The following is a 24,868-nucleotide window of genomic DNA, read 5'->3' on the forward strand; positions in this document are numbered from 1 at the left end:
ACAGGGATTTCAGCGATTTTTGGAGTTTTTCATGCTCGAACAGGCTCAGCGCGTCCTCAAGGACATCTTCGGCTACGACAGTTTCCGTGGCCGCCAAGGTGCGATCATTGAGCGTGTGGCCAGTGGCGGCGACGCCCTGGTACTGATGCCTACCGGCGGCGGCAAGTCGTTGTGCTTCCAGGTCCCGGCCCTGCTGCGCGAGGGCCTGGCGGTGGTGGTCTCGCCGCTGATCGCGCTGATGGACGATCAGGTCGCGACCCTGGAGGAACTCGGGGTCGCCGCGGCGGCGCTGAACTCCACCCTGAGCGCCGAGCAGCAGCGCGACCTGGCCGCGCGCATCCGGCGCGGCGAAGTGAAGATGCTGTACCTGGCGCCGGAGCGCCTGGTGCAACCGCGGATGCTGGCGTTCCTGCAGAACCTCGACATCGCCCTGTTCGCCATCGACGAAGCGCATTGCGTGTCCCAGTGGGGGCATGACTTCCGTCCGGAATACCTGCAACTGGGCCAGTTGGCGGAAATGTTCCCCCAGGTGCCGCGCATCGCCCTGACCGCCACCGCCGACAAGCGGACCCGCGAGGAAATCGTCAATCGCTTGCACCTGCAGAATGCCGAGCGTTTTCTCTCCAGTTTCGACCGTCCGAACATCTTCTATCGCATCGTTCCCAAGGAGCAGCCACGCAAGCAACTGCTGGCGTTCCTCGGCGAACGGCGCAGCGACGCCGGCATCGTCTACTGCCTGTCGCGCAAGAAGGTCGACGAGGTGGCCGCATTCCTCTGCGAGCAGGGCTTCCCGGCGCTGCCGTATCACGCCGGATTGCCCAGCGAACTGCGGGCCTATCACCAGAAGCGCTTCCTCAACGAGGAAGGGCTGATCATGGTCGCGACCATTGCTTTCGGCATGGGCATCGACAAACCCAACGTGCGTTTCGTGGCGCACCTGGACCTGCCCAAGTCCCTCGAGGCCTATTACCAGGAAACCGGGCGCGCCGGGCGTGATGGCTTGCCCGCCGATGCCTGGATGGCCTACGGCCTGCAGGACGTGCTGATGCTCAAGCAGATGCTGCAGAATTCCGAGGGCGACGAGCGCCACAAGCGCCTGGAGCAGCACAAGCTCGATGCCATGCTGGCGTTGTGCGAGGAAACCCGCTGCCGGCGCCAGACCCTGCTGGCCTACTTCGACGAAGACATGCCGCAGCCGTGCGGCCATTGCGACAACTGCGTCGATGGCGTGCAGACCTGGGATGCCACCGAGCCGGCGCGCCAGGCGCTGTCGGCGATCTATCGCACCGGCCAGCGTTATGGCGTCGGCCACCTGGTGGACGTGCTGCTGGGCAAGGACACGGAAAAGGTCCGCAGCTTCGGCCATCAGCATCTTTCCGTATTCGGCGTGGGCAAGGCCCGTAGCGAAGGCGAATGGCGCTCGCTGTTCCGCCAACTGGTGGCCCGCGGCCTGGCCGACATCGATCTGGAAGGCTACGGCGGCCTGCGTCTGAGCGACAGCTGCCGACCGCTGCTCAAGGGCGAGGTGACCCTGGAGCTGCGCCGCGACATAAAGCCGCAGACCGCCGCCAAGAGCAGCACCAGCCAGGCCAGCCAACTGGTACGTGGCGAAGAGCGCGAACAGTGGGAAGCCTTGCGCGCCCTGCGGCGCAAACTGGCGGAAGAACATGGCGTGCCGCCCTATGTCATTTTCCCCGATTCCACCCTGCTGGAAATGCTCCGCAGCCAGCCCGGCTCCCTGGCGGAAATGGCCCGGGTCAGCGGCGTTGGCGCACGCAAACTGGAGCGCTACGGCGAGGCCTTCCTCGAGGTGCTGGGTGGCCAGGCCCAGGCGCCGAAAGTGCTGGCCGACATCCGCCACGAGCTGATTACCCTGGCCCGCGCCGGCATGACGCCGCTGCAGATCGCCGGGCAATTGCAGTGCTCGGAAAAGAACGTTTACACCATGCTCGCCGAAGCCGTGGGCAAGCAGCAGCTGTCCCTGGAGCAGGCGCTGGATCTGCCGGAAGACCTGCTCGGCGAGATCCAGGATGCCTTTCTCGACGGTGAAGGCGAGCTGCCTTCGGTGAGCGAAGTGGCCGAGCTGTTTGCCGGTCGCGTGCCGGAAGGTGTGCTGTATTGCGTACGTGCGGCGCTGGAATCGGAATTCGAGATGTGAATTTTCCGGCGGCAAGATGTAACGATTCAGTTCATGCCAAACCTTGCCACTCGGCAACTGTCATGCTTAGCTGACTAATAATTAGTTTTTCTTAATTTTCAGTCTACTAACTCATGAGTTGTTTATGCCGTTAACCGATCAACACCGTTTTGGCATGCAGTTGGCGCAGATGTCCCGAGGCTGGCGCGCCGAACTGGATCGCCGCCTGGCCGGACTTGGCCTGTCCCAGGCCCGCTGGCTGGTGCTGCTGCACCTCGCCCGTTTCGATGAAGCTCCGACCCAGCGTGAACTTGCCCAGAGTGTCGGCGTCGAAGGACCGACCCTGGCGCGGCTGCTCGACAGTCTGGAAACCCAGGGCCTGGTGCAACGGCAGTCGGTGGTCGAGGATCGTCGGGCGAAGAAGATCGTTCTGTGTGCTCCGGCGCTGCCCTTGATCGAGCAGATCGAAACCATCGCCACCGCCTTGCGCAGTGAATTGTTCGTCGGTGTCGATGAAGAGGATATGCGGGTATGCATGCGGGTTCACGCGCATATCCTGGCCAATCTGGAAAAGTCTTGAGGCATAACTAGCGCCGCGGATTTTTGAGCTACCGACACCGGCGGACTATAAGAAATACCAGGTCCACAGCGGCATGCGCAGCCAGCGTATTGCCGCTGTGGTCGCTTTCGGTCCTCAAAAAAGGTTGCTCATGTTCCAGAGTCTGCTGGCCGCTGCGCGCGGTTTTGTCGGGTTGTCCTGGGTGGCGAAGAATCCTTCCTTGCTCCTGCTGCCGCTGTTGGCGACCCTGTATTCGTCCCAGGCCTCGGCGGTGGGCCTGGGTGAAATCACCGTGCATTCGGCGCTGAACCAGCCGCTGGAGGCGGAGATCGCCCTGGTGCAGGCACAAGGCCTGGAGGAGGGCGAGTTGTCGGTCAGCCTGGCGACCGCCAGCGAGTTCAAGCAGGCCGGTGTCGAACGCTTGCCGTTTCTCGAAGACTTGCGTTTTACCCAGGTTTTGCAGGGCGAGCGCAAGGTGATCCGGGTGGTGTCGAGCAAGCCGGTGAACGAGCCGTTCCTGGATTTCCTGCTGCAGGTGAACCAGGCCAATGGCCGGCAGTTGCGCGAGTACACGCTGCTGATCGATCCTCCGGGCAGCCCCGAGATAGCTCCTGCCCCGCTCAGGGAGATAACGAAACCTGGACCGGCGATTGCCACTCAGGCCCCCCCTGCGGCGGCCAGGGCGGCCGATCCTGTGGCCGACCAATTGGCGCACGCCCAGCAGGCCAACCAGCAACTGCGGGACCAGGCGCAAGAGCTGCGGGACACATTGCAGCAGCGGGACGAACAACTGGCGCGCCAGCAGCAACAGCTGGTGGAACTGCAACGTCAGTTGACCGAGTTCCAAAGTGAACCTGCCGATAGTCCCGTTCCGGCTTCCGCACCTGTACCCGTGACACCCGCCGCTGTCAGTCCACCCCCGCCAGCCGAACAGGCGCCAGAGGCCGAAGGCTCGAATCCCTGGCTGATGCTTGCCGCCTTGCTGCTGACGGCCTTGCTGGTGCTGCTGGTCATGCGTCGGCGTCGTCGGTCCGCAGCCGTAGCGGAAGCGCGGCTGACGCCCGAGAGCCGGCCCATGCGAGCGCTGGCCACTGCGGTGACGACGGCGGCAGCCCAGGAGTCGTTCAGATCACCCCCTCCTGTTGCTCCGGTACAGCCCCAGGCAGGGGATCGGCTTGCCGATCGCGAGCCTTCGATCGATGTCGACTGGGACCTGGTCGCACCTTCCGAACCCTCCAGCGCTCCGGCGTCTCCCGCTGTCACACCGGCACCCTTCAATGCCGACTCGATCGTCTGGCGCCTGGAGGAGCCAGACGAGCCGGGCTCCGGCACCAAGGCCGAAACCGAGTCGGACGTCCAGCCTCAGAACGTCTGGCCCAGGTTGAGGTAGACCGCTTTCTGGTTGTCGTCGTTGATGCCATAACTGAAATTCAGCGGCCCCAGCGGCGTGTCGAAACCGAGGAAAACGCTGGCGGCGTTGATGTAGCCGCTGTCGAACTCGTTGTCGTTGTTCCAGGCCCGTCCTCGCTCCAGGGAGCCGCCGATATACAGCGGGAAGTCCAGGGGCAGGTAGGAGCGGGGTGTCAGCCGCCGGTAGTAGACGCCGCGCATCAGGCTGATGTTCTGGCCCGACAGGGCATCCTGGCGGAAGCCTGACAGCTGGCGGGCGCCACCCAGCACGAAGCTTGAGGTCACCACTTCGGCCTCATCCAGGGTCCGGCCATACCGACCGCCGAGGATAAAGGTGTTCGGGCCGCTGCTCAGGGCCTTGTCCAGCTTGAACTCCCACTGCCGGTAGCGCTTGTCCGAGCCCAGGCTGGGTTCGAACTGGCGCAGCGACAGGCCGATGTCCTCGCCCGCGTGGGGGAAGTAGACATTGTCCAGGGAGTCGAACGAGTAGCGCAGTTCGTAGTAGCCCTCGTTGAAGCTTTCGCTGGGCAGGTCCTGGTCGCCGACGCGCACATCGGCCTTGCCCCAGGCCTCGCCGACGCCGAAGCGGATCTCGCCGCTGTTGCCGATCTGGCGCCCGATATTGAGGCCGAGACCGTAGCGCTCCAGGCGGTATTCGGCGATCGGGTCGTTATCCAGCACGGCTTCGATATTCTGCGACTCGATGCCGATGTAAGGCGCGATGAAGTAGCGCGAGCCGACATCCAGCGGCTGATAGAACTCGCTGTAGAGCTCTTGCTGATCGCCGATCTGCACCCGGGTCAGCCATTCGGCGCCGAGGCTGTTGATACCGTTGACCCGGTAGCTGGCGCCCAGGTTGAAGGCGCTGTCGCCGCGCATGTCGTCGGACAGGTTCAGCCCCAGGCGCAGGTAATCGGTGCCGCTGCGTTTGCCCCGGGCGTTGATCACCAGGGTGTGGTCATTGCCCTTGTGGACCACGCGGTATTGCACCTGCTCGAAGTAGTCCAGGCCGTACAACGTGCCCATGTCGGTCTGCAGCCGGCCCAGGTCCAGAGGCTCGCCGATGTGCTGGCGGATGTAGTAGCGGATCACGTCGTCGCTGACCTTCGAATCGTTTTCCACCCGGATCGCGGTGATGATCGGGGTACGCTGGCTGGGCATGCGCGCGGCGCTGAGTCCGGCATCCATCGGTTCGGCCCGGCGCAGCGGCGCCAGGCGTGCGTCGAGGATGCGGGTGGCGCGATAACCGGCATCGATCATTTCCCGGGCGCGGCCGAAGTCGGTGACCCCGAAACTGGCCAGGGGTGGCTGGATCAGCACGTCACTCTTGTGCAGGGAGGCCAGTTGTTCCTCGGAGTTGCGCCGGGTCATCAGGGTGATCGACTGGTTCAGCACATCGACCACGGTCGCCAGTTGCTGGCGCGAGCGCAGCGGGGTGCCGATGTCGACCACAATGGCGATGTCCACGCCCATGTCGCGGGCCACATCCAGTGGAATGTTGTCGGTCATGCCACCGTCCACCAGCAGCCGGCCATCCATCTCCACCGGGGCGAACACCGCCGGGATCGACATGCTGGCGCGAATCACCCGGGGCAGGTGGCCCTTGCGAAATACCACTTTTTCGCCGCTGGCGATGTCCGTGGCGACCGCACGGAAGGGGATCGGCAGCTTGTCGAAGTCCCGGGTGTCGCTGGCGTGGGCCAGCATGCTTTCCAGCAGCAGCGCCAGGTTCTGGCCCTGGATCACCCCCAGCGGCAGGCCGAGGCTGCCGTCGTCGCGGAAGCTGAGTTTCTGTTTCACCAGGAAGTCGCGGTCATCCTGCTTGCGCCGGAACGGTATGTCTTCCCGGGGCGGTGCGTCGGACAGCGCCTGTTGCCAGTCGATGCCCAGGGCCAGCTTTTCCAGCTCGTCGATCTTGTAGCCCGAGGCGTACAGCCCGCCGATCACCGCGCCCATGCTGGTACCGGCAATCGCATCGATCTTCACGCCTTGCTCCTCCAGGGCCTTGAGCACGCCGATATGTGCCAGGCCACGGGCGGCGCCGCCGGACAACACCAGGCCGATCTTCGGTCGTGGCGCTTCGGCGGCGTGCAGGAACACGGGGAGCAAACACAGGATCAGGCAGGACAGCAAACGACGCATCATGGATCTCGGGGCGAGCGATAAAGGCGGCTATTATAACGACGCCCTTGAGCCCAGGAGTCGGCAGCACCATGACAGAACGTAAACCCGAAGTGGTCATCACCTATTGCACCCAGTGCCAGTGGCTGCTGCGCGCCGCCTGGCTGGCCCAGGAACTGCTGAGCACCTTCAGCGACGACCTGGGCAAGGTGTCCCTGGAACCGGCCACCGGCGGTACGTTCCGCATTACCTGCGACGGCGTGCAGATCTGGGAGCGCAAGGCCGATGGCGGTTTCCCCGAGGCCAAGGTGCTCAAGCAGCGGGTGCGCGACCAGATCGACCCGCAGCGCGACCTCGGCCACAACGACCGCACTCAGTGAGACGGGGCTTGCGCCGCTACGGTTTTTTGGCTTGAGCCGGACAGGCTGCTGGAGACCACGATGGCGAAGATGATCAAGACGCCGCCGATCAGCATGCGCAGCGTCGGCGTTTCGTTGAACAGCAGCCAGGCCACGGTAATCCCGTAGACCGGCTCCAGGGCGAACACCACCGCCGCGGTGCGCGCCTTGATCACCGCGAGGCTGGCGACGAACAGGCTGTGGGCCAGGCCGGTGCAGAAGATGCCGAGCAGGCTGATCCACAACCAGTCGAGGGCGCGCACCTCGCTCAACCCTGGCGCCGCTACCGGCAGCAGGCACAAGGCAACCACCACGTTCTGGCACAGCGCCGCCTGCACCGCCGGGATGCGCGCCGAGCTGGCGCGGTTGTTCAATGACAGCAAGGCGAACAGCAGGCCCGATCCCATGGCCCAGAGCAGCCCGCTGGTGGCTTGGCTGGCGAGGTCGAAATCCGGCGTGACCAGCACCAGGCCGACGCTGACCAGGGCCACCAGGATGATTTCGTTGAGGCGGATGCGCTCGCGGAAAATCAGCCCCTCGAGGATCACCGTGAAGGCCGGGAAGCTGGCGAAACCCAGGGTGGCGACGGCCACGCCCGCGACTTTCACCGCGATGAAGAAACTCACCCAGTGCCCGGCCAGCAACAAGCCGCTGAGCAGCAGGCGCCACCAGTCCGTCGCCTGCAGCCGTTGCCAGCGGATGCTGCTGGCGCAGCGGGCGAAGAATGCCAGGGCGAGCACCGCGAACGCCGCGCGACCAAAGACGATGATGGCCGGGGACGCGGCGGCGAGTTTGCCGAATACACCGGTGAGGCCGAACATCAATGCGCCGATATGCAGGGCGCCAAGGGCAGTACGCGGAGTCATTTCAATCCTTCAAGACAGTTGAGCGGAGCGGTGCCAGTCTAAAAGCCTGGGCAGGACCCGGTCTGTCGCGATCCTCGCGTTTTTTGTCGACAGCCTAGCGGTGGTCTGTCGTGCGCCGCAGCCTGCCGGGGGAGACGCCGAACTCGCGCAGCACCGCCGCGGCGAAAGCACTCTGCGAGCTGTAGCCGACGCGGCTGGCGATTTCGCCGATAGGCAGTGCCGAGTCGCGCAACAGGCCGGCGGCCATGTGCAGGCGCCGGCTGCGGATGTAGTCCATCGGCGTCTGCCCGCATTCGGCGACAAACCGCGCATGCAGGCGAGCGCTGGACAGCCCGGCGATCCGCGCCAGGTCGGCCACTTGCAGCGGATGGGCGGCGTGTTGGTCGATATGCGCATTCAAGGCGGCGAAGGGCAGGCGTCGGCCGCCGACAGTGGTGGGGCTGGCCTGGTTGAGGCTGGCCAGCAACAGCACGGCGCCTTGCTGGGCAATCAGCGGGTCGTCGACCGGGCTGCCGGCCAGCCAGTTGACCAGCTGGCTCTGCGCCGTATCCAGGGGCAGGCGCCCGGCGTTGTCGAGCAGGCGGCGACTGGCATCGGCGTGATCGCCCAGCGACTGCACCAGCCAATGTTCGTCGGGCACGTCGAGCACCAGGCAGCGGCTGCCGTTGGGGCTGCCGCAGGCGTGATGGGCGCCGGAGGGCACCACCACGAAACTCTGCTGGACCACCTGGCTGCCCTGGCCGTCGACCTCGAAGTCGAGCTGGCCCGACAGGCCGAACACCAGTTGCGCGTGTTCGTGGCTGTGGACGATCAGGTCGTGGCTGTATTGGCGTAGCGTGAGGATCGGTCTCATCGCAGTCTCCTTGGCAGAGCGGCAGTCTACACCGGCGGCCCGGGGTTCAGCGCTGTCATCGGACTGCCGTATTTCTGTCACAGGCGATTAATCGCCCGGGTGCAAGCTCGCAGAAAATGCAGGAGCGTGCCCATGACCAGTGCCGAACTCGCCAGACCCAGCCGTAAACAACGCGTGCGCACCTTGTGGATTTCCGATGTGCATCTGGGCACCCGGGACTGCCAGGCGGAGCATCTGTCGCAGTTCCTCAAGGGCTATCACGCCGACCGGATCTACCTGGTCGGCGACATCATCGACGGCTGGAAGCTGCGCGGCGGCATGTACTGGCCCCAGGCACACACCAACGTCATCCGCCGCCTGCTGACCATGAGCAAGCGCGGCACCGAGGTGATCTATATCACCGGCAACCACGACGAATTCCTGCGCCGTTATTCGAAGCTGATCCTGGGCAATATCCAGTTGGTGGACGAGGCGGTGCACGTCACCGCCGACGGCCGGCACCTGCTGGTGATCCATGGCGACCAGTTCGATGTCATCACCCGCTACCACCGCTGGCTGGCCTTTCTCGGCGACTCGGCCTACGAATTCACCCTGACCCTCAACCGCTGGCTGAATCACTGGCGGGCGCGTTACGGCTATGGTTACTGGTCGTTGTCGGCCTACCTCAAGCACAAGGTCAAGACCGCGGTCAGCTTCATCAGTGACTTCGAGGAAGCCATCGCTCACGAATGCGTGAAGCGCGAGCTGCACGGCGTGGTGTGCGGGCACATTCACCATGCCGAGATCCGCAAAGTCGGCGCAGTGGACTACCTCAATTGCGGGGATTGGGTCGAGTCGTGCACCGCCCTGATCGAGCATTGGGACGGCACCATCGAGCTGTATCGGCTGGCCGACGCCCAGGCACGGGAGGCGCAGCGCAAGGCCGAACTGGCCAAGGTCGCGGAGCTGGCTTGAGAGGCCCGGTGCCGGCCGGGCGGACGTTATCGCGAGCACGCTCGCTCCTACAGACGCCGCGTACCCTGTAGCGAGCTTGCTCGCGAGGGGCAGTGCAGCTCACCTCAGGCCGGCGCGTGTTCCTGCATGGCCGCCTTGTAGATCGAGTTTTTCGGCTGGGCGAACAGGCGTTCGAGCATGGGTTCGAAAAAGCTCAGGGGCAGGCTGTCGTAGTCCGGATCGAATGCCGCGGCGTCGTACTTGGCACAGAATTCGACGGTCCGCAGGTACAGCGGGTGCTCCTTGAATTGCTCGCGCAGGTGCCGGTCCATGCCCAAGTGATGGAAGAAGTAGTAGCCCTGGAAGATCCCGTGCTTTTCCACCATCCACAGGTTCTCGGGGCTGACGAACGGCTTGAGGATCGCTGCGGCGATGTCCGGGTGATTGTAGGAACCCAGGGTGTCGCCGATGTCGTGGAGCAGGGCGCAGACCACATATTCCTCATCGCGACCGTCATGCCAGGCCCGGCTGGCGGTTTGCAGCGAGTGGGTCAGGCGGTCCACCGGGAAGCCGCCAAAATCGCCATCGAGCAACTTCAGGTGCGCCACGATGCGCGTTGGCAACTGCTTGGCGTAGGCGCTGAAATCCGCGGCGATGATCGCCCAGTCTTCCTGGGTGCCATCCTTCATGTGGGTGAAACGGGCATGAGCGTTCATCGGCAATCCTCTTGTTGTTTTTGCGCAACGATTGGAGTCTATGCCTTGGATCCAGTCCTGCACTGGCTGCGCGGGACGGCTTGGTGTCCGGCCAGGCCTAGAACGGCACCTTGCCGGTCAGCATGTCGCGGTACATGACGAAATCGCCCAGAAGGCTGTAGAGCGGATGCTGGAAGGTGGCCGGGCGGTTCTTTTCGAAGAAGAAATGACCGACCCAGGCGAAACTGTAGCCGGCCACCGGCAGGGCCAGCAGCAACAGCCAGGCGCCTTTGCCGATGGCGAAGGCGAGGATGAAGATCACCAGGGTCGTGCCAACGAAGTGCAGGCGGCGACAGGTGCTGTTGCTGTGTTCGCTCAGGTAATAGGGATAGAACTCGGCGAAGCTGTTGAATTGCTTGATGTTATCCACGACTGCGATCTCTGTGGTTGTTGTTCTGTCAGCGGGATGCTCTGCGGGGACTTTATTGAGTCTAGAGTCATCAATGGCTAGGGCCAGTGACAATAGGCGCCACTTTAGTATCCTTGGTGAGATGCCCGGAAAATGCGGCCTGTAGAGGCAATGTTGTCATAACCTTGGCATTACCACTGAAAAGAGCCTCCGCTCGTCCTCCTGCATCGACGTCGGCAGAAGGCATCCAGCAACCACAAATCCGAGCAATCATGGTCCAGTCTTTGTGCCCCATCTGGCTGGCCACCCACATAGGGTGTTCGCTGTGCCGAAAGCATCATGCAAGCTTAGGTGTGCCTTGTCTGATATGGGTGACGGTACCGGACTCCTGCCTTCCTTAACGGTTACCTGAATGAATGATCTGTCTAGTTTGAGGGCCTGGATACACGGGTGCGAAACCGCCCCCCAAGGTTCGGAAATTGGTTGTCTGGCCTTGGTATAGCCGTGCGGCCACCGACAGTACATCGCCAGCATAGACGTAGTTACGAACGTCGAACTTCAGCACTTGGGCCGTAGTTTCGGCTGATAGCGTTCGTTGGCCAGGTAAGATCAAGGCTTGGGCAACATAATTACCGGAGAGAATCTCCTTCCAGACCCGCTGAGTGAGTTTGTCACCTCGGTAGGCAGCCCGGCTGCCAAACCCGGTGCAAGGTTTGAAGAACAGCGCCCGGCGCTCCCGCCACAGACGTTCGGCATTTTCTGTCGTTACTATTTCGGTATGCGGAATGCTGGTCAGTAATAGATCTTGGGTGGCTTTAGGCACTTTCCATGCTTTCAATCGCTGGGCATCGCAGAGTAGGGCCAGATTGCGCTTATCTGCGTATAAGGCGTGGGCTTGCGGGTGTGGTGTGAGTAGGGTTGCTCGTTCAAGGTAGGCTTGGCGCAGTGTGGCGTTGCCAACGGCCTCAAGGGAAAAGTCGGTCAAACGGTTGTAGACGATATCGATGGCCAACCGGTCATGCCAAAGCAGACCATCCCTCAGGCTGAGCTCGGAGGGATCGATGATCACCGCTTCTAGTCCATGACGCTGGAACAGCTGTTGGAACAGCAGGAATTCTGGGTACAGGTACTGTTGTTCGGGCGACTCATCGACAATGGCAATACTGCGTAACGGTTTATCCAGGCCGTACTGTGACCACTCCTGACGAAACATTGCAATGATTTTGCTTTCAAACGTTTCGGCCCTTGTCGATGGTGGCAGCAGTTGTTCTATCGCCGGGCAGCAGGCGTGCTGCGCTCGTGACAACACGGCATTGAGCATTGCTCCACCAGCATTGGTGTTGATCTCGATCAGGCCGAAATTATTCTCAGTGACATGAAAGTCATACCCAAAGAACACACCCTTGCCCCCTCCCGGATCATGTCGTGCGATAGCAGGAGAGTGAGCCAGCACTTCCTCACGGTAAGCCGGGAGTGCAACGACGGCTTCGACTGCGCGCACCACCTGCGCCATGCGATCCAAGTGCGCCGGTGCGATGAAGACTGGATGGGTGGCGAATAGATGAGGGCAACGTTGCTGCACAAGCTCAAACAAACCGGGCTGACCGAGTGTCGACTCCAGGGTCTTACGTAGGGCATCTTTATCTAGGCTTATGCAAAAACACTGACTGTTGAGGGTTTCGATAGACACTCCTGCCAGAGCTGCTGCAGCGGCTGCCATTGAAAGAAACGCAGCATCATTGTCGAACAGGGGGTTAACCAACTTAGGCATCGCTATTTCCCCTAGGACCTTGTGACTTGCCCAAAGACTGTAATTATTTGAGGCGGGCAGTCAGGCGTGTCGTATTAAACTTTAAGGCGACTCAAAGGTGACCAGCGCACGATCATTTCATTCATGTCCTCTACTCCTGGGGTGTAGGCGCACTAGGCCACGGACGGATCGCCAAGATAGGTCGCGATCTCATTGACTGTGCTGCGTGCTGTGCGTGTTACACCGATCAGCGTGGCGGAGGCCGAACCTGTCCACTCGCCATAGCCCACCAGCCATAGTCTTGGTTCTTGGATCGAGTGAGTGCCTTCGACCTCAACACGACCTTCAGTGTCGATTACCCCCAACGTATCCAGATGCTGAAGTGCGGGCCTGAACCCGGTACACCAAATGACCACGTCCACTGCAGATTCAGATCCATTGGCCCACATCACGCCATCGCGAGTGAAACGTTCAAATGGGCGTACAGACTTGAGAGCATTACGCTCACGGGCTTCTACAACGGGCGGCACCATGACGATGTCTCCCAACCCGCCGACTGGCTGGTCAATGACACCCCCCTCTTGCTGGGCCTTCAAGCGTTGAGTGGCGCGCTCGAACAGCACCCGTCCATCCACATCGTCAGGCAAAAAGACCGGTTCAGTAGCTGTTACCCAAGTGGTCTCGGCGACCTTGGATACTTCTGCCAAAATCTGCGCTCCTGAATTGCCACCACCCACCACCAAAACCTTCTTGCCAGCAAACGCTTGTGCATCGACATAGTTCGCGGAATGCAATTGCCGACCGGCGAATAACTCGGCATCAGGGTAGTGAGGGATATACGGATTGCTCCAGGTGCCGGTAGCGCTGATTACAACCTTGGCATCCCAATACTTGCCGTCGGAACGTACTCGTAAGCCAGACTCTAAGCGTTCCACAGAAACGACCCGAACCGGGCGTTCAACCGGAAATTGGTAGCGTTGCTCATATTGGATGAGGTAGTCGACCACATGATTTCGGGTTGGGTAGCCCTCTTGCGCGGGCGGCATCATCCAGCCGGGTATCGAGCTCCAAGTGGCCGGTGAGAATAAACGCAGCGAGTTCCAGCCATGCCGCCAGGCACCACCGGGCTCTTCCTCTGCGTCGAGGATGACGAACGATAGTCGAGTTCGGCGCAGGAAATACGCCACCGCCAAGGCTGACTGCCCCCCACCGATAATGACTACATCAAGTTGGTCACTGGTCGAATGAGTCATAGTGGAGACCTTAAGTCGATGCTGGGCGGTAGCCAGTATAGCGACCCACGTTTGAATCCAACTGATCTAGCTCATATGTAGCATCGTGTCCGCGTCCTATTTGCGTGGGGGATGCGCCAGTAGATGATGAGTCAGAGCTATACGGCGAGGCTGGACCAGCTTTGGTCGGTGGCTTGCAAATAGGGTTGGTGTTCAGTCGGCAGGACGCCGAAGGAGGGAATGACAGGCTGTCATTATGTTGGCATTGAGGGCCCAAGAGGCCCTATCAAACCCCAGCCTGTAAATTTATTCGGGCTGGAGTCCTTGATAATAAAGGGGGGCAGATTACGCTCTACGGGTTAGTATCCTTGGAAAATCGGCCGTGGGATGCGGCTCATCATGTAAAAGAACCCACCATGAGCGAACGAACGACTTCTGCAAGCTGGGCGATGGGAATTGTCAAAGCTCTGGAGATGGACGGCCTGGATTGCCGTGCATTGTTCAAGCAGATCGGGCTCGACTATGCCGCGCTGGACGATCCGGACGCGCGTTTCCCCCAGGACTCGATGACGCGTCTCTGGCAGCGTGCGGTGGAACAGTCCGGCAACCCGGCGATCGGCCTGAACATGGGCAAGGTGGTGCGCCCGGCCTCCTTCAACGTGGCCGGGTATGCGCTGATGTCCAGTCGTACCCTGGCCGAGGGTTTCCAGCGTTTGGTGCGCTACCAGCGGATCATCGCGGAAAGCGCTGATCTGAGTTTCCGACTCTTACCTGAAGGTTATGCGCTGATTCTGACGGTACACGGCGATCATCTGCCGCCCACCCGGCAAAGTGCCGAAGCCTCGCTGGCCTGTGCGCTGGCGCTGTGTGGCTGGTTGACCGGGCGAACGCTGCAGCCGCGTCAAGTCCTGATGCAGGGGGCCGTGCCTGTCGATCTGGCGCCCTACAAACAGGTGTTTCATGCGCCGCTGGTGTTCAACGCGCCTTACGATGCATTGATTTTCGAGCGGGCCGATATGGAGGCACCGTTGCCGACCGCCAATGAGGCCATGGCGCTGCTGCATGACCGCTTCGCCGGTGAATACCTGGCGCGGTTCTCCGAAAGCCGGGTGACGCACAAGGCGCGTCAGGCGCTGTGTCGGTTGTTGCCTCAGGGGGAGCCGAAACGCGAAGCCGTGGCCCAGACCCTGCACCTGTCCCAGCGCACCCTGCAACGGCGTTTGCAGGAGGAGGGCACCAGTTTCCAGACCCTGCTCGACGACACCCGGCGCGAGCTGGCCGAGCAGTACCTGGCACAGCCAAGCATGACCCTGCTGGAGATTGCCTATCTGTTGGGGTTTGCCGACCCGAGCAACTTTTTCCGCGCCTTTCGTCGCTGGTTCGATGCCACGCCCGGCGAATACCGGGCACGACTGCAGGAGTCCGGTGCCGCAGTCAGTGACGCCAGAATGCCGGAATACACAACACGAATACGGTGATGATCTCCAACCGGCCGAGCAGCATGCCCAAGGACAGAATCCACTTGGCGGCGTCCGGCAGGGTGGAGAAGTTGCCGGCTGGGCCGATGGTTTCGCCCAGGCCCGGGCCCACCCCCGATACCGTGCTGGCCGCGCCGGTCAGGGCGGTCATCCAGTCCACCCCCAGCAGCGACAGCGCCAGGGCGATCACGCAGATGGTGATGGCGAAGAAGAACGAGAAGGTCAGGATCGAACGGACGATTTCTTCGTCGAGGCGGTGACCGTTGTACTTCTGCTTGATCACCGCGCGCGGGTGGATCAGTTGGTTCAAGTTGGCCTTGAGCAGGATGTAGGCGACCTGGAAGCGGAAAATCTTGATCCCGCCGGCGGTCGAGCCGGAACAGCCGCCGACGAAGCCCAGGTAAAAGAACAGCATCAGCGAGAAGTTGCCCCACAGGCTGTAGTCGCCCAGGGCGAAGCCGGTGGTGGTGACCACCGAGGTGACGTTCAGTGCGACGTGACGCAGGGCTTCCAGCCAGTGCAGCTGGGTGGTCCACCAGTACCAGGTGCCGAGCACCAGCCAGGTCACCAGCAGCATGCCGAGCAAGCCCTGGACCTGCTGGTCCTTGATCAGCGCCCGGCGGTTGCCGCGCAGGGTCGCGACGTACAGGGTGAACGGCAGGCTGCCGAGGATCATGACCACCACCGCCACCCAGTGCACCGCCGGTTGCGGCCAGTGCGCCAGCGAGGCGTCGGAGGTGGAGAAGCCGCCGGTGGAAATTGCCGACATCGCGTGGTTGATCGCGTCGAACAGGTTCATCCCGGCCCACCAGAAGGCCAGGCTGCCGAGAATGGTGATGCCGACATAGGCCGCCACGATCAATCGCGCCACCATGTGCGAACGCGGCATGACCTTTTCCGAGCGGTCCGAGGATTCGGTCTGGAACAGGCGCATGCCACCGATGCGCAGCAGCGGCAGGATCGCCACCGCCATGCCGATGAAGCCGATGCCGCCGAGCCAGTGCAGCAGGGAACGCCACATCAGGATGCCCGGCGACATGCTGTCCAGCCCACTGAGCACGGTGGCGCCGGTGGCGGTGATGCCGGACATGCTTTCAAAGAACGAGTCGGTGTAGCTGATGTGCTGGGTCAGCAAAAACGGCAGGGCGGCGAAGATGCACACCACCAGCCAGCTGGACACCGTCAGCAGGTACATGTCCCGCGGGCGCAGGTGCACATGTTCCGGGCGCCCCGGTATCACCAGGGCGAGGCCGGCGACGAAAGTGATCATGCTGGCCCAGAGGAACGACGGCAGGTCGCCGGTGCGCTCGAACAGCACCAGGGTCGCCATCGGAATGACCATGGCGATGGCCAGGGTGATCAGGAAAATGCCGATGATGAAACCAATGATCCGTAGGGTCGGCAACGCCATGAGGTCCGCTCGGGGCTGATAAGGAGGGCGCCATTCTACCTGCGGCGCAGAGCATGTAAACCGGCACCCGGAAGGCACTTATCGGTAGAATGGCCGGACATTTTCTTCAGGAGGTGGCCGATGGAGGCTCTCGACGCATTGCTCAACCGTGTTTCCGTACCGCGCCTGGTGGACCCGGCGCCGACAGCGGCGCAACGCGAAGCGCTGTTCGCGGCGGCATTGCGCGCCCCGGATCACGGCCAGTTGCGGCCTTGGCGCTTTCTGACGGTGGAAGGCGCAGCCCGTGAACAGTTGGGCGAGCTGCTGGTGGAAGCGGTGCAATTGCAGGGTGGCGAAGTGACCCAGGCGGCCCTGGACAAGGCTCGTGCCATGCCGCTGCGCGCGCCGTTGGTGGTGGTTGTGGTGGCTCGCCTGCAGGAGCACTTCAAGGTGCCGAAGTCGGAGCAACGGCTGGCGGCCGGCTGCGCCGCCCATGGCATCCTGCTGGCGGCCTACGCCCAGGGGATCGGTGCGGTGTGGCGTACCGGCGAGTTGTCCTATTCGCCCCATGTGGCCAAGGGCCTTGGGCTGGGAGAAGGTGAAGAAATCATCGCCTTCCTGTACCTGGGCACACCGCTGAACGAGCCACGGGTCGCGCCCAAGGTGGATACGGCGGAGTTCGTCAGTGCCTGGCCGGGCAAGGCCTGAGCGATTATTCGCGACGTTCTTGCGGGTTTATCGCGAGCAAGCTCGTTCCTACAAGGAATGACGTCCTCCTGTAGGTGCGAGCTTGCCGCGATGGGGCTCAAGGCTGAACCGGGGTCCCAGGTACCAACGGCAACTCCAGGCTGGCGATAAAACCACCCTGCGGATGATTGTCCAGGGTCAGGCTGCCGCCATGGCGTTCCGCGGCGCGCCGGGCGATGGCCAGGCCCAGCCCGTGACCCGGCGCGGTCTGGCCCGGGGCGCGGTAGAAGGGTTCGCCCAGCTGACGCAAATGTTCGGCCTCCACCCCGGGGCCGTGATCGCGCACGCTGAGCACGATCCGATCTCCCTGACGCAATGCCCGCACTTCGATCGGCTGCCCGGCCGGGTTGAAGCGCTGGGCATTGCGCAGCAGATTGTCCACCGCCCGTTCGATCATGGTCGGCCAGCCCTTGAGATTGAGCTGCGCTTCGGCCTGAATCTTCACCGGTTGTTCCGGGCAGGCCAGTTGGGCATCCTTCTGCAGGTTGTCGAGCAGGGCGTTGAGGTCCACCTCTTCGGCGCTGGCGTTGTCGGCATCGACCCGGGCCAGTACCAGGATTTCGCTGATCAGCGCTTCCAGGCGATCGCACTCGCGGGTCAGGCGCGGCCACAGGCGCTCGCGCTCCTCAGCCGTGGCGCGTTCGGCCAGCGCCAGGGCGATGCGCAGGCGCGCCAGCGGCGAGCGCAGCTCGTGGGAGACATCGCGCAGCAGCTGGCGCTGGCTGCCGATCAGGCTCTGTAGGCGCGAACCCATGCGGTTGAAGTCCTTGGCCAGCACGCCGAACTCGTCGCGACGGTCCGCCAGGCGGGCCAGGCTGTTCTGTTGGTAAGTGGTTTGCCCCAGGTCATGCACCGCTCCGCGCAAACGGCTGAGGGGGCGGGTGATGGACAGGGTCACCAGCAGGCTGAACAGGGTCAGCACCACCAGCGCGATGGTCAGGGCGCTCAGCGGCCACAGCAGGCTGTCGCGGTGCCAGGCGTCCAGTTCTGGATGGGGAATGCGGTAGATCAGCAGGTAGGTTTCGCCGGTTTTCGGGCTGGTGTATTCGGCGGTCAGGCGCCGCCAGGGCAGGCGCCGGTCATCGTTGTTCTGCCGGGCCTCGAAGGCCGCCGCGCGGCGCGGGAAGGTGCCGCGGACCACCGGGTCGCCGGCTTCGTTCAGTACCTGTACGTTGACGTGATACTGGTGCTTGCGCTGCTCGAGGATCTCCTGGGCGGCGTCTTCGCCCTGTTCTTCGTAGGTGCGCGTCCATTCTTCGGCCAGGGTATTGAGGCCCGGATGGCGACTGAGGATCCAGGCATCCTGGTTCAGCATGTGGCCAAGCAGAATCGACAACCCTGCAACCAGGGCGATGGCCAGCCAGAAGCTGGCGAGGATGCGCCAGAACAATGAACGCACGGGAAGTCCTCAAACAAGGAAAGCCCAGTGGGGGCGCCACTGGGCTGGGATAAGCGCTAGGTTCTGTACATAAACGGCCTGCGACTGTCCGTACAGAACCTCGAGCATTATTGCGCTTTTTGCGGCTGTTGCGCTTTCCAGGCCTTGAATTCGGCCCATTCGGCGCGGCGCTCGGCATGTTTCTTCTGGATGGCGTCAAACTCTTTCTGTTGTTCCGGCTTGAGCAGGGCACGGATATCCGCTTCGGTTTTCTGGCGCTTGGCGGCGATCTCGTCCTTCATGGCCTTCTGGTCGGCCGGCGACAGTTTTTCCAGGTACTTCTGCACCAGCTGCTTGCGCTCGTGCATCTGCTCACCCATCAGCTTGCGGATCTGCTGGCGCTGTTCGTGGCTCAAGTCCAGCTGGCTGTAAGGGCCTTTGCCGCGCATGTGTTCGCTGTGGCGCGGGCCATCCATCGGACCCATGGGGCCTGCGCCTTCCGGCATGGCCATGGCCACGGTCGGCAGGGCGGCGGCGAACATCAGAGCGATCAGGGTCTTGCGCATAGCGTATCTCCTCGTCTCATTCCCGGTCAGTTCCGGATGTGTGCAGATTACGGAGATCAAGGTCAGCGGCGGTCAGCGAAGGGTAAAGCTTGGGTAAAGAGGTTTTTTGGCGAAACTGACATAGCAGGCGACTGCGCACCCTGTAGCGGCAGCGGCTACAAGGCGCTGCGATCTGTTCAGAGGCTGTAGTAGTAGCCACGGCTGCGCAGGGCGACGATGCGCGGGCGGCCGTCGGGGTGCGGGCCGATCTTCTTGCGCAGGTTGCTGACGTGCATGTCCAGGCTACGGTCGTACAGGGTCAGCTTGCGGCCCAGGGCGATCTGCGCCAGCTCCTGCTTGTCCAGCGGTTCGCCCGGTTGCTTGAGCAAGGCTTCCAGCAGGCGGCTTTCGGAAACGGTGAGGGTGATGTCCTGTTCATCGATGCTGACCACGCCGCGTACCGGGCTGAAACACAGGTCGCCCAGCTCCATCTGGCTGGACACTGCGGTCGGGTGGCTGCGGCGTAGCACGGCGCGCAGGCGGGCCGTCAGTTCGCGTGGGTCGCAGGGTTTGGCCAGGTAGTCGTCGGCGCCCAGTTCCAGGCCGAGGATGCGGTCCAGGGGCTCGCCGCGGGCCGAGAGCATCAGCACCGGCAGGTCCGGGTGGTCGTTGCGCAACTGCTTGAGCAATTCCAGGCCGCTGCCGTCGGGCAGCATCACGTCCAGCACCACCGCCGCCGGGGCGCGATCGGCCAGGGCGCGTCGGGCGCTCAGGCCATCGTGGCAGGCCCGTACCTGAAAACCTTCCTGGCCTAGCCAACTGGTCAGGAGCTCGCAGAGCTCCTGGTCATCGTCAATCAGTAACAGCTCGCTCATGAATCACTCAATTTAGCCATTGTCGACGCTTCCTATGTCCACCACTGGCGAAGATACCGCAGAGCAGGGCCAATAGCGCTACCCCGGCGCCAGTGACGAACCATTGCTGCTGATCGGTCAGCAGGCGCGGCGCGGAACTGGCCTGAGCCTCGCGCAGTTGCAGCTTGAGGCGCTGGTTCTCCTGGCGCAGGCGGCTCAGCTGGGCGCTTTCGCGCTCGCTGTCGGCGCCCTGCAATTGCCGGGTCAGCTCTTCGCGCTGGCGCTCGCTGTCTTTCAGGCGCTGCTGCAATTCGCCGATCTGGCTGCCGGCACTCAGGGACAAAGGCGTGGAATGCCCCGGGTCCGTGGTTTCTTCGGCAGAGGCGCTCGCCCCGATCGTTAACATGACCAACAACAGGCACAACGGAGCTTGGCGCATCGGAACTCCTGATTCCAATCGAGTGTTGGGCAAGTTGTCGGCAGTCAAACGAGAATAATGAGCGATTGAGCGCGCGATGAACCCATAAGGTTCACCGCGCGGGAGAGGGTTTACGGCAGGACTTGCTTGAACGGCTTGACCACGACGCTGGCATAGACACCGGCGGCGACGTAAGGGTCGGCGTCGGCCCAGGCCTGGGCGGCACTCAGCGAGTCGAATTCGGCGACGATCAGGCTGCCGGTGAAACCCGCGGCGCCGGGATCATTGCTGTCGACGGCAGGATGTGGCCCGGCCAGTACCACGTGACCTTCGGCCTTGAGCTGCTGCAACCGCTCCAGGTGCGCCGGGCGCGCGGCCAGGCGGTTTTCCAGGGAGTTGGCGACGTCTGTAGCAATGATTGCGTAAAGCATGTCAGTCCTCGGTTTTCGAAGGGGTGGGTTCGGTGTCGTGAAGATGGCGCGACAGGTAGATACCCTGGCCGACCAGGAACAGCACGGTCATGCCCAGGCTACCGAAGACCTTGAAGTCGACCCAGATGCTCTGGAAGGTGAAGGCGACGAACAGGTTGGCGGCGCCGCAGAACAGGAAGAAGGCGATCCAGGCGATGTTCAGGCGGGTCCAGACCGGATCCGGCAGGGTCAGTGCGTGGCCCATGATGCGCTTGATCAGCAGGCGGTCGCCGATGAAGTGGCTGCCGATAAAGGCCAGGGCGAACAGCCAGTTGACCACCGGCGCCTTCCACTTGAGGAAGGTCTCGCTGTGGAAGGCCAGGGTCAGGCTGCCGAACACCAGGCAGGCGACCAGGGTCAGCCACTGGCTTTTCTCCAGCTTGCGCTGGGAGATGAACAACGCGCCGTATACCACCAGGGAACTGATGATCAACACCGCCGTGGCGCTGTAGATACCGCCTACGGTCAGTTGCTGACCGGCAATGTCGACGACTCGGGGATCGATTTTGTAGACGATGAAAAACAGGAACAGCGGGATGAAGTCGATGAATTGTTTCACAGTGGCAGCCAGAAGCAGGATGTGGCGGCATAATAACAAACATCCATGGCAGCGAAAGCGCCAGCTGACTTGAGGTTGAACAGTCCCGTGAATGTTGATTTGCACTGCCACAGCACGGCCTCCGATGGCGCCCTGGCGCCCGCGGCTCTGGTTGCGCGTGCGTTCGAGAAAGGCGTGCGAGTCCTGGCCCTGACCGATCATGACACCCTGGAAGGCCTCGACGAGGCTCGCCTCGCGGCCCGGGAACTGGGCATGCAACTGGTCAATGGCGTCGAATTGTCCTGCACCTGGGGTGGGGCGACCATTCATGTGCTGGGCTACGGTTTCGACGTCAATGCGCCGTCACTGGTCGAAGCCATCGGCAAATTGCACGATGGCCGCTGGCTGCGCTCCGAAGAAATAAGCCGCAAGCTCGCGCTCAAAGGCATGCCGGGCGCCCTCGAAGGGGCCCGGGCGATCCAGCGGGAGCTGGGCGACAGCGGCAATGCGCCGGCCCGGCCGCACTTCGCCGACTACCTGGTGCGCGCCGGTTTCGTGAAGGACCGCGCCGAAGCTTTTCGCAAGTGGCTGGGGGCCGGCAAGCTGGGCGACGTCAAGCAGCACTGGCCGACCCTCGAGGAAACCGTCGAGACGCTGCGCGCGGCGGGGGCCTGGGTCAGCCTGGCCCATCCCTGGCACTACGATTTCACCCGCAGCAAACGTCGCCGCCTGATTGCCGACTATATTCAAGCGGGTGGCCACGCGATCGAGGTGGTCAACGGCCATCAACCCGCCGAGCAGGTGGGCAGCCTGGCCATCCTTGCTCGGGAGTTCGGTCTGCTGGTGAGCGCCGGCAGTGATTTTCATGGCCCTGGAGGCTGGTCCGAGATAGGCGAGTATCGCCCTGTTCCGGAGGATCTGCCGCCGCTCTGGTGTCGGTTCAAACATGACCCAATTATTGCCGCCGTCTGAACAGGTAGAGAATGTGAGTCAATTTTTCCAGATTCATCCGGAAAACCCGCAACCGCGCCTGATCAAACAGGCTGTCGAAATCATCCGCTCAGGTGGCGTGGTGATCTACCCGACCGACTCGTCCTACGCCATTGGCTGCCAGATCGGCGACAAGAGCGCGGTCGAGCGTGTGCGGCGCCTGCGGCAACTGGATGACAAACACAACTTCGCGCTGATTTGCAGCGACCTGTCGCAGCTGGGCCTGTTCGCCAAGATCGATACCGGCACCTTTCGCCTGCTCAAGGCGCATCTGCCGGGGCCTTACACCTTCATCCTCAACGCCACCCGCGAAGTGCCGCGGCTGTTGCTGCACCCGAAGAAGCGCACCATCGGCCTGCGGGTGCCGAGCCATCCGATCGCCCTGGCCCTGCTGGCCGAACTGGGCGAACCGCTGATGAGCGTCAGCCTGATCATGCCCGGCGAAACCGAGCCGATGAACGATCCTTATGAAATGCGCCAACTGCTCGAACATCAGGTCGACCTGATCATCGATGGCGGTTTTGGCGGCATCATGGCCTCCACCGTGATCAACCTGGCCGACGGCGAGCCGGAAGTGATCCGTATCGGCTGCGGCGACCCGGCTCCCTTCATGGTCGAGGCCTGAATGTCCGCAGTGGAACATGTCGACGACCAGGCCGGAGCGCAGCAGGAGCTGCCCTTTGCGATGGTCTACGGCCAGGCGGTCATGGAAATGCCGCTGGACCTGTATATCCCGCCCGACGCCCTGGAAGTCTTTCTCGAAGCCTTCGAAGGCCCGCTCGACCTGCTGCTGTACCTGATCCGCAAACAGAACATCGACATCCTCGACATCCCGGTGGCGGAAATCACCCGCCAGTACATGGGCTATGTCGAGTTGATGCAGTCGGTGCGCCTGGAGCTGGCCGCCGAGTACCTGGTGATGGCGGCCATGCTGGCCGAGATCAAGTCGCGCATGCTGTTGCCGCGCTCGGCCGAGGTGGAAGAGGAAGAGGAAGACCCGCGCGCCGAGTTGATCCGCCGCCTGCAGGAATACGAGCGTTTCAAGGCCGCCGCCGAAGGCATCGACGGCCTGAGCCGGGTCGGCCGCGACGTCATAGTGCCCAAGCTCGACGCTCCGGAGGCCCGGGCGCGCAAGCTGCTGCCGGATGTCGCCCTGGAAGAGGTGCTGATGTCCATGGCCGAGGTGCTGCGCCGGGGCGACATGTTCGAAAGCCATCAGGTCAGCCGCGAGGCGCTGTCCACCCGCGAGCGCATGAGCGAGGTGCTGGAGCGGCTCAAGGGCGGTGGGTTTGTGCCTTTTGTCGAGCTGTTCAGCGCGGAAGAAGGACGTCTGGGGGTGGTGGTGACCTTCATGGCGATCCTCGAGCTGGTCAAGGAATCCCTGGTCGAGCTGGTACAGAATGAGCCCTTCACGGCTATCCATGTGCGGGCGCGAGCCGAATAACGAGCTGAAACAATGAATCTGAATGAACCCCGCGAGCTGGCGCCGCTGCTTGAAGCCTTTCTGTTGGCCTCGGGAAAACCGCAATCCATGGAGCGCCTGTTCGAACTCTTCGAGGAAGGCGAACGGCCGGACCCCGCGGTCTTCAAGAAGGCGCTGAGCGTTCTGGGCAAATCCTGCGAAGGGCGAGCCTTCGAACTCAAGGAAGTGGCTTCCGGTTATCGCCTGCAGGTGCGGGAAAAGTTCGCGCCCTGGGTCGGCCGGCTGTGGGAAGAACGGCCCCAGCGTTACTCCCGGGCGATGCTGGAAACCCTGGCGCTGATCGCCTACCGCCAGCCGATCACCCGCGGCGAGATCGAGGATGTGCGGGGCGTGGCGGTCAACAGCCAGATCGTCAAGACCTTGCTGGAGCGCGAGTGGATTCGGGTGGTCGGCTACCGTGACGTGCCGGGCAAGCCGGCGATGTTCGCCACCACCAAGGCGTTTCTCGATCACTTCAACCTGAAGAACCTCGACGACCTGCCACCGCTGGCCGAGCTGCGGGAGATCGAAACCGAGCCGGTCCTCGACTTCGACGACGCGCCGGTGCCCGCCAGCCTGCAAGCCCTGGCCGACGCCAGCGCCGAGCCGGAGGAGCCGAAGGAAGAGACCAGCTTCCACACCTTGCTGCTGGAGCTGGACTCGATGGAGGAGGGGATCAAGACCGACTTCGACGATCTGCATCGCGATGGCGCGGTGGATTCGTCCGGGGGCGATTCTGTTGCCGACGCCGAGGTGGGCGCCGGGATCAACCCCGAAGCGCAGACTCGTGCCGAAGCCGAAGCCGAAGCCGAAGCCGAAGCCGAAGCCGCAGTGCAAGTCGAGCACGAAGGGGAGCTTGAAGCCGAGCACGAGGCCGAACTCGAAGTAGACGCTGGCGATGAGCTGGAGGCCGACGACGATGTGCTCGGCGTCGCCGAAGCCCGCGCCAAGCTGCTGGCCGCCGTGGCAGCACTGGAACCGCCTGCTCCGGAACTGAGCGACGAAGAGGCCGAAGCCCTGGCGCTGGCCGAGGCCATCGAGAACGAAAGACGCGAACGGGAAGACTGATCGCGCCGCGCTTCTGTAGGAGCGAAGCTTGCTCGCGATGAAGTTGATGCGCTGTGCCAGGCATGCCGCATCGTTGCCGATCGCGGGCAAGTCGGACCGCCGTCCGCTTGCTCCTGCAGGTCTGGCGCTCACATGCCGGACATCCACCGGCCAGCGGAAAAACCGCT

25 protein-coding genes and 1 pseudogene are annotated in these 24,868 nt (G+C 62.9%); 11 read left to right on the top strand and 15 right to left on the bottom strand.

From position 1 onward, the window contains the following. Nucleotides 1-31: 31 nt before the first annotated feature. From recQ to IF690_RS08625, 3 genes are all read left to right on the top strand, one after another. The gene (gene recQ / locus IF690_RS08615) at nucleotides 32-2,158 is read left to right on the top strand and encodes a DNA helicase RecQ (protein ID WP_202699756.1); all 2,127 of its coding nucleotides are present in this window, start codon (nucleotides 32-34) and stop codon (nucleotides 2,156-2,158) included. A 124-nt stretch (nucleotides 2,159-2,282) separates the two neighbouring features. Beyond that, the gene (locus IF690_RS08620; RefSeq protein ID WP_007929752.1) at nucleotides 2,283-2,717 is read left to right on the top strand and encodes a MarR family transcriptional regulator; all 435 of its coding nucleotides are present in this window, start codon (nucleotides 2,283-2,285) and stop codon (nucleotides 2,715-2,717) included. A gap of 130 nt (nucleotides 2,718-2,847) precedes the next feature. Further along, complete coding sequence (locus IF690_RS08625; RefSeq protein ID WP_202699757.1) at nucleotides 2,848-4,086, top strand: FimV/HubP-related protein; 1,239 nt, start codon at nucleotides 2,848-2,850, stop codon at nucleotides 4,084-4,086. Here the strand turns inward: IF690_RS08625 and IF690_RS08630 are convergent. Further along, nucleotides 4,059-6,248, bottom strand: a complete 2,190-nt coding sequence (locus tag IF690_RS08630; protein ID WP_202699758.1) for a patatin-like phospholipase family protein — start codon at nucleotides 6,246-6,248, stop codon at nucleotides 4,059-4,061. The genes IF690_RS08625 and IF690_RS08630 overlap by 28 nt on opposite strands. 71 nt (nucleotides 6,249-6,319) lie before the next feature. On the opposite strand from IF690_RS08630, the gene IF690_RS08635 reads away from it, so the two are divergent. Then, nucleotides 6,320-6,607 (top strand): Rdx family protein, encoded by a 288-nt coding sequence (locus tag IF690_RS08635; protein WP_009047647.1) that lies wholly within the window; start codon nucleotides 6,320-6,322, stop codon nucleotides 6,605-6,607. On the opposite strand, the gene IF690_RS08640 is transcribed toward IF690_RS08635, so the two are convergent. After that, nucleotides 6,601-7,491, bottom strand: coding sequence for a DMT family transporter (locus IF690_RS08640; protein ID WP_202699759.1), 891 nt, complete (start codon nucleotides 7,489-7,491; stop codon nucleotides 6,601-6,603). The two genes, IF690_RS08635 and IF690_RS08640, sit on opposite strands and share 7 nt — an antisense overlap. A 94-nt stretch (nucleotides 7,492-7,585) precedes the next feature. Continuing rightward, a complete protein-coding gene (locus IF690_RS08645) occupies nucleotides 7,586-8,344 on the bottom strand; it encodes a helix-turn-helix transcriptional regulator (protein ID WP_202699760.1) in 759 nt (252 codons plus the stop codon). A 132-nt stretch (nucleotides 8,345-8,476) separates the two neighbouring features. On the opposite strand from IF690_RS08645, the gene IF690_RS08650 reads away from it, so the two are divergent. Further along, nucleotides 8,477-9,298, top strand: coding sequence for a UDP-2,3-diacylglucosamine diphosphatase (locus IF690_RS08650; RefSeq protein ID WP_202699761.1), 822 nt, complete (start codon nucleotides 8,477-8,479; stop codon nucleotides 9,296-9,298). Between the two features lie 104 nt (nucleotides 9,299-9,402). Here IF690_RS08650 and IF690_RS08655 read toward each other — a convergent pair whose 3' ends face one another. The 5 genes and pseudogenes from IF690_RS08655 to IF690_RS08670 all read right to left on the bottom strand — a co-directional run bounded on the left by IF690_RS08655 (nucleotide 9,403) and on the right by IF690_RS08670 (nucleotide 13,384). Further along, on the bottom strand, nucleotides 9,403-9,993 hold the full coding sequence (locus IF690_RS08655; protein ID WP_202699762.1) for an HD domain-containing protein: 591 nt from the start codon (nucleotides 9,991-9,993) through the stop codon (nucleotides 9,403-9,405). 97 nt (nucleotides 9,994-10,090) lie between these two features. Then, nucleotides 10,091-10,402 carry an Mpo1-like protein gene (locus IF690_RS08660; protein WP_007929744.1) on the bottom strand — a complete coding sequence of 104 codons (312 nt, stop codon included), beginning with the start codon at nucleotides 10,400-10,402 and terminating at the stop codon, nucleotides 10,091-10,093. Between the two features lie 70 nt (nucleotides 10,403-10,472). Then, nucleotides 10,473-10,782 (bottom strand): annotated as a pseudogene (locus tag IF690_RS28965) (hypothetical protein); the annotation flags it as partial. After that, nucleotides 10,779-12,152, bottom strand: coding sequence for an ATP-grasp domain-containing protein (locus IF690_RS08665; RefSeq protein WP_252189541.1), 1,374 nt, complete (start codon nucleotides 12,150-12,152; stop codon nucleotides 10,779-10,781). The pseudogene IF690_RS28965 and the gene IF690_RS08665, both read right to left, overlap by 4 nt. A 152-nt stretch (nucleotides 12,153-12,304) precedes the next feature. Beyond that, nucleotides 12,305-13,384 carry an ArsO family NAD(P)H-dependent flavin-containing monooxygenase gene (locus tag IF690_RS08670; protein ID WP_202699763.1) on the bottom strand — a complete coding sequence of 360 codons (1,080 nt, stop codon included), beginning with the start codon at nucleotides 13,382-13,384 and terminating at the stop codon, nucleotides 12,305-12,307. Nucleotides 13,385-13,779: 395 nt separating this feature from the next. Between IF690_RS08670 and IF690_RS08675 the strand changes: the two genes are divergently transcribed. Next, nucleotides 13,780-14,841, top strand: a complete 1,062-nt coding sequence (locus IF690_RS08675; RefSeq protein ID WP_202699764.1) for an AraC family transcriptional regulator — start codon at nucleotides 13,780-13,782, stop codon at nucleotides 14,839-14,841. Here IF690_RS08675 and IF690_RS08680 read toward each other — a convergent pair. Continuing rightward, nucleotides 14,798-16,252 (bottom strand): TrkH family potassium uptake protein, encoded by a 1,455-nt coding sequence (locus IF690_RS08680; protein WP_202699765.1) that lies wholly within the window; start codon nucleotides 16,250-16,252, stop codon nucleotides 14,798-14,800. The genes IF690_RS08675 and IF690_RS08680 overlap by 44 nt on opposite strands. Nucleotides 16,253-16,372: 120 nt before the next feature. Here IF690_RS08680 and IF690_RS08685 point away from each other — a divergent pair, with 120 nt between their 5' ends. Continuing rightward, nucleotides 16,373-16,939 carry a nitroreductase family protein gene (locus IF690_RS08685; protein ID WP_202699766.1) on the top strand — a complete coding sequence of 189 codons (567 nt, stop codon included), beginning with the start codon at nucleotides 16,373-16,375 and terminating at the stop codon, nucleotides 16,937-16,939. A gap of 97 nt (nucleotides 16,940-17,036) precedes the next feature. Here the strand turns inward: IF690_RS08685 and IF690_RS08690 are convergent, their stop codons facing one another. The 6 genes from IF690_RS08690 to IF690_RS08715 all read right to left on the bottom strand — a co-directional run bounded on the left by IF690_RS08690 (nucleotide 17,037) and on the right by IF690_RS08715 (nucleotide 21,202). Next, a complete protein-coding gene (locus IF690_RS08690) occupies nucleotides 17,037-18,377 on the bottom strand; it encodes a sensor histidine kinase (RefSeq protein ID WP_202699767.1) in 1,341 nt (446 codons plus the stop codon). Nucleotides 18,378-18,484: 107 nt separating this feature from the next. Next, nucleotides 18,485-18,922 carry a Spy/CpxP family protein refolding chaperone gene (locus tag IF690_RS08695; protein ID WP_016702278.1) on the bottom strand — a complete coding sequence of 146 codons (438 nt, stop codon included), beginning with the start codon at nucleotides 18,920-18,922 and terminating at the stop codon, nucleotides 18,485-18,487. Nucleotides 18,923-19,098: 176 nt separating this feature from the next. Further along, a complete protein-coding gene (locus IF690_RS08700) occupies nucleotides 19,099-19,776 on the bottom strand; it encodes a response regulator transcription factor (RefSeq protein WP_202699768.1) in 678 nt (225 codons plus the stop codon). Between the two features lie 7 nt (nucleotides 19,777-19,783). Then, the gene (locus tag IF690_RS08705; RefSeq protein ID WP_023968269.1) at nucleotides 19,784-20,194 is read right to left on the bottom strand and encodes an SH3 domain-containing protein; all 411 of its coding nucleotides are present in this window, start codon (nucleotides 20,192-20,194) and stop codon (nucleotides 19,784-19,786) included. A 110-nt stretch (nucleotides 20,195-20,304) separates the two neighbouring features. Continuing rightward, nucleotides 20,305-20,604: a YciI family protein gene (locus IF690_RS08710; RefSeq protein ID WP_202699769.1), complete on the bottom strand. Its 300-nt coding sequence runs from the start codon at nucleotides 20,602-20,604 to the stop codon at nucleotides 20,305-20,307. Between the two features lies 1 nt (nucleotide 20,605). Then, nucleotides 20,606-21,202 carry a septation protein A gene (locus IF690_RS08715; RefSeq protein WP_202699770.1) on the bottom strand — a complete coding sequence of 199 codons (597 nt, stop codon included), beginning with the start codon at nucleotides 21,200-21,202 and terminating at the stop codon, nucleotides 20,606-20,608. 87 nt (nucleotides 21,203-21,289) lie between these two features. Here IF690_RS08715 and IF690_RS08720 point away from each other — a divergent pair, with 87 nt between their 5' ends. The 4 genes from IF690_RS08720 to scpB are packed head-to-tail and all read left to right on the top strand — an operon-like array spanning nucleotide 21,290 to nucleotide 24,701. Continuing rightward, entirely contained in the window at nucleotides 21,290-22,153 is an 864-nt protein-coding gene (locus tag IF690_RS08720) for a PHP domain-containing protein (RefSeq protein WP_096373351.1), read from the top strand. A gap of 13 nt (nucleotides 22,154-22,166) precedes the next feature. Further along, nucleotides 22,167-22,796, top strand: coding sequence for an L-threonylcarbamoyladenylate synthase (locus tag IF690_RS08725; protein WP_009042694.1), 630 nt, complete (start codon nucleotides 22,167-22,169; stop codon nucleotides 22,794-22,796). Beyond that, the gene (locus IF690_RS08730) at nucleotides 22,797-23,615 is read left to right on the top strand and encodes a segregation and condensation protein A (protein WP_502710168.1); all 819 of its coding nucleotides are present in this window, start codon (nucleotides 22,797-22,799) and stop codon (nucleotides 23,613-23,615) included. It begins immediately after the preceding gene. Between the two features lie 12 nt (nucleotides 23,616-23,627). Beyond that, entirely contained in the window at nucleotides 23,628-24,701 is a 1,074-nt protein-coding gene (gene scpB, locus IF690_RS08735; protein ID WP_202699771.1) for an SMC-Scp complex subunit ScpB, read from the top strand. Nucleotides 24,702-24,868 lie beyond the last annotated feature (167 nt).

The sequence above is a fragment of the Pseudomonas sp. SK3(2021) genome (assembly GCF_016772375.1).
Taxonomy (GTDB): domain Bacteria; phylum Pseudomonadota; class Gammaproteobacteria; order Pseudomonadales; family Pseudomonadaceae; genus Aquipseudomonas; species Aquipseudomonas chlororaphis_I.

What these genes read in the sequence shown, in the direction of transcription:
- recQ (WP_202699756.1), top strand. Translation starts at nt 32, where the DNA reads ATGCTCGAACAGGCTCAGCGCGTCCTCAAGGACATCTTCGGCTACGAC.
- IF690_RS08620 (WP_007929752.1), top strand. Translation starts at nt 2,283, where the DNA reads ATGCCGTTAACCGATCAACACCGTTTTGGCATGCAGTTGGCGCAGATG.
- IF690_RS08625 (WP_202699757.1), top strand. Translation starts at nt 2,848, where the DNA reads ATGTTCCAGAGTCTGCTGGCCGCTGCGCGCGGTTTTGTCGGGTTGTCC.
- IF690_RS08630 (WP_202699758.1), bottom strand. Translation starts at nt 6,248, where the DNA reads ATGCGTCGTTTGCTGTCCTGCCTGATCCTGTGTTTGCTCCCCGTGTTC.
- IF690_RS08635 (WP_009047647.1), top strand. Translation starts at nt 6,320, where the DNA reads ATGACAGAACGTAAACCCGAAGTGGTCATCACCTATTGCACCCAGTGC.
- IF690_RS08640 (WP_202699759.1), bottom strand. Translation starts at nt 7,491, where the DNA reads ATGACTCCGCGTACTGCCCTTGGCGCCCTGCATATCGGCGCATTGATG.
- IF690_RS08645 (WP_202699760.1), bottom strand. Translation starts at nt 8,344, where the DNA reads ATGAGACCGATCCTCACGCTACGCCAATACAGCCACGACCTGATCGTC.
- IF690_RS08650 (WP_202699761.1), top strand. Translation starts at nt 8,477, where the DNA reads ATGACCAGTGCCGAACTCGCCAGACCCAGCCGTAAACAACGCGTGCGC.
- IF690_RS08655 (WP_202699762.1), bottom strand. Translation starts at nt 9,993, where the DNA reads ATGAACGCTCATGCCCGTTTCACCCACATGAAGGATGGCACCCAGGAA.
- IF690_RS08665 (WP_252189541.1), bottom strand. Translation starts at nt 12,152, where the DNA reads ATGCCTAAGTTGGTTAACCCCCTGTTCGACAATGATGCTGCGTTTCTT.
- IF690_RS08670 (WP_202699763.1), bottom strand. Translation starts at nt 13,384, where the DNA reads ATGACTCATTCGACCAGTGACCAACTTGATGTAGTCATTATCGGTGGG.
- IF690_RS08675 (WP_202699764.1), top strand. Translation starts at nt 13,780, where the DNA reads ATGAGCGAACGAACGACTTCTGCAAGCTGGGCGATGGGAATTGTCAAA.
- IF690_RS08680 (WP_202699765.1), bottom strand. Translation starts at nt 16,252, where the DNA reads ATGGCGTTGCCGACCCTACGGATCATTGGTTTCATCATCGGCATTTTC.
- IF690_RS08685 (WP_202699766.1), top strand. Translation starts at nt 16,373, where the DNA reads ATGGAGGCTCTCGACGCATTGCTCAACCGTGTTTCCGTACCGCGCCTG.
- IF690_RS08695 (WP_016702278.1), bottom strand. Translation starts at nt 18,922, where the DNA reads ATGCGCAAGACCCTGATCGCTCTGATGTTCGCCGCCGCCCTGCCGACC.
- IF690_RS08700 (WP_202699768.1), bottom strand. Translation starts at nt 19,776, where the DNA reads ATGAGCGAGCTGTTACTGATTGACGATGACCAGGAGCTCTGCGAGCTC.
- IF690_RS08705 (WP_023968269.1), bottom strand. Translation starts at nt 20,194, where the DNA reads ATGCGCCAAGCTCCGTTGTGCCTGTTGTTGGTCATGTTAACGATCGGG.
- IF690_RS08710 (WP_202699769.1), bottom strand. Translation starts at nt 20,604, where the DNA reads ATGCTTTACGCAATCATTGCTACAGACGTCGCCAACTCCCTGGAAAAC.
- IF690_RS08730 (WP_502710168.1), top strand. Translation starts at nt 22,797, where the DNA reads ATGTCCGCAGTGGAACATGTCGACGACCAGGCCGGAGCGCAGCAGGAG.
- scpB (WP_202699771.1), top strand. Translation starts at nt 23,628, where the DNA reads ATGAATCTGAATGAACCCCGCGAGCTGGCGCCGCTGCTTGAAGCCTTT.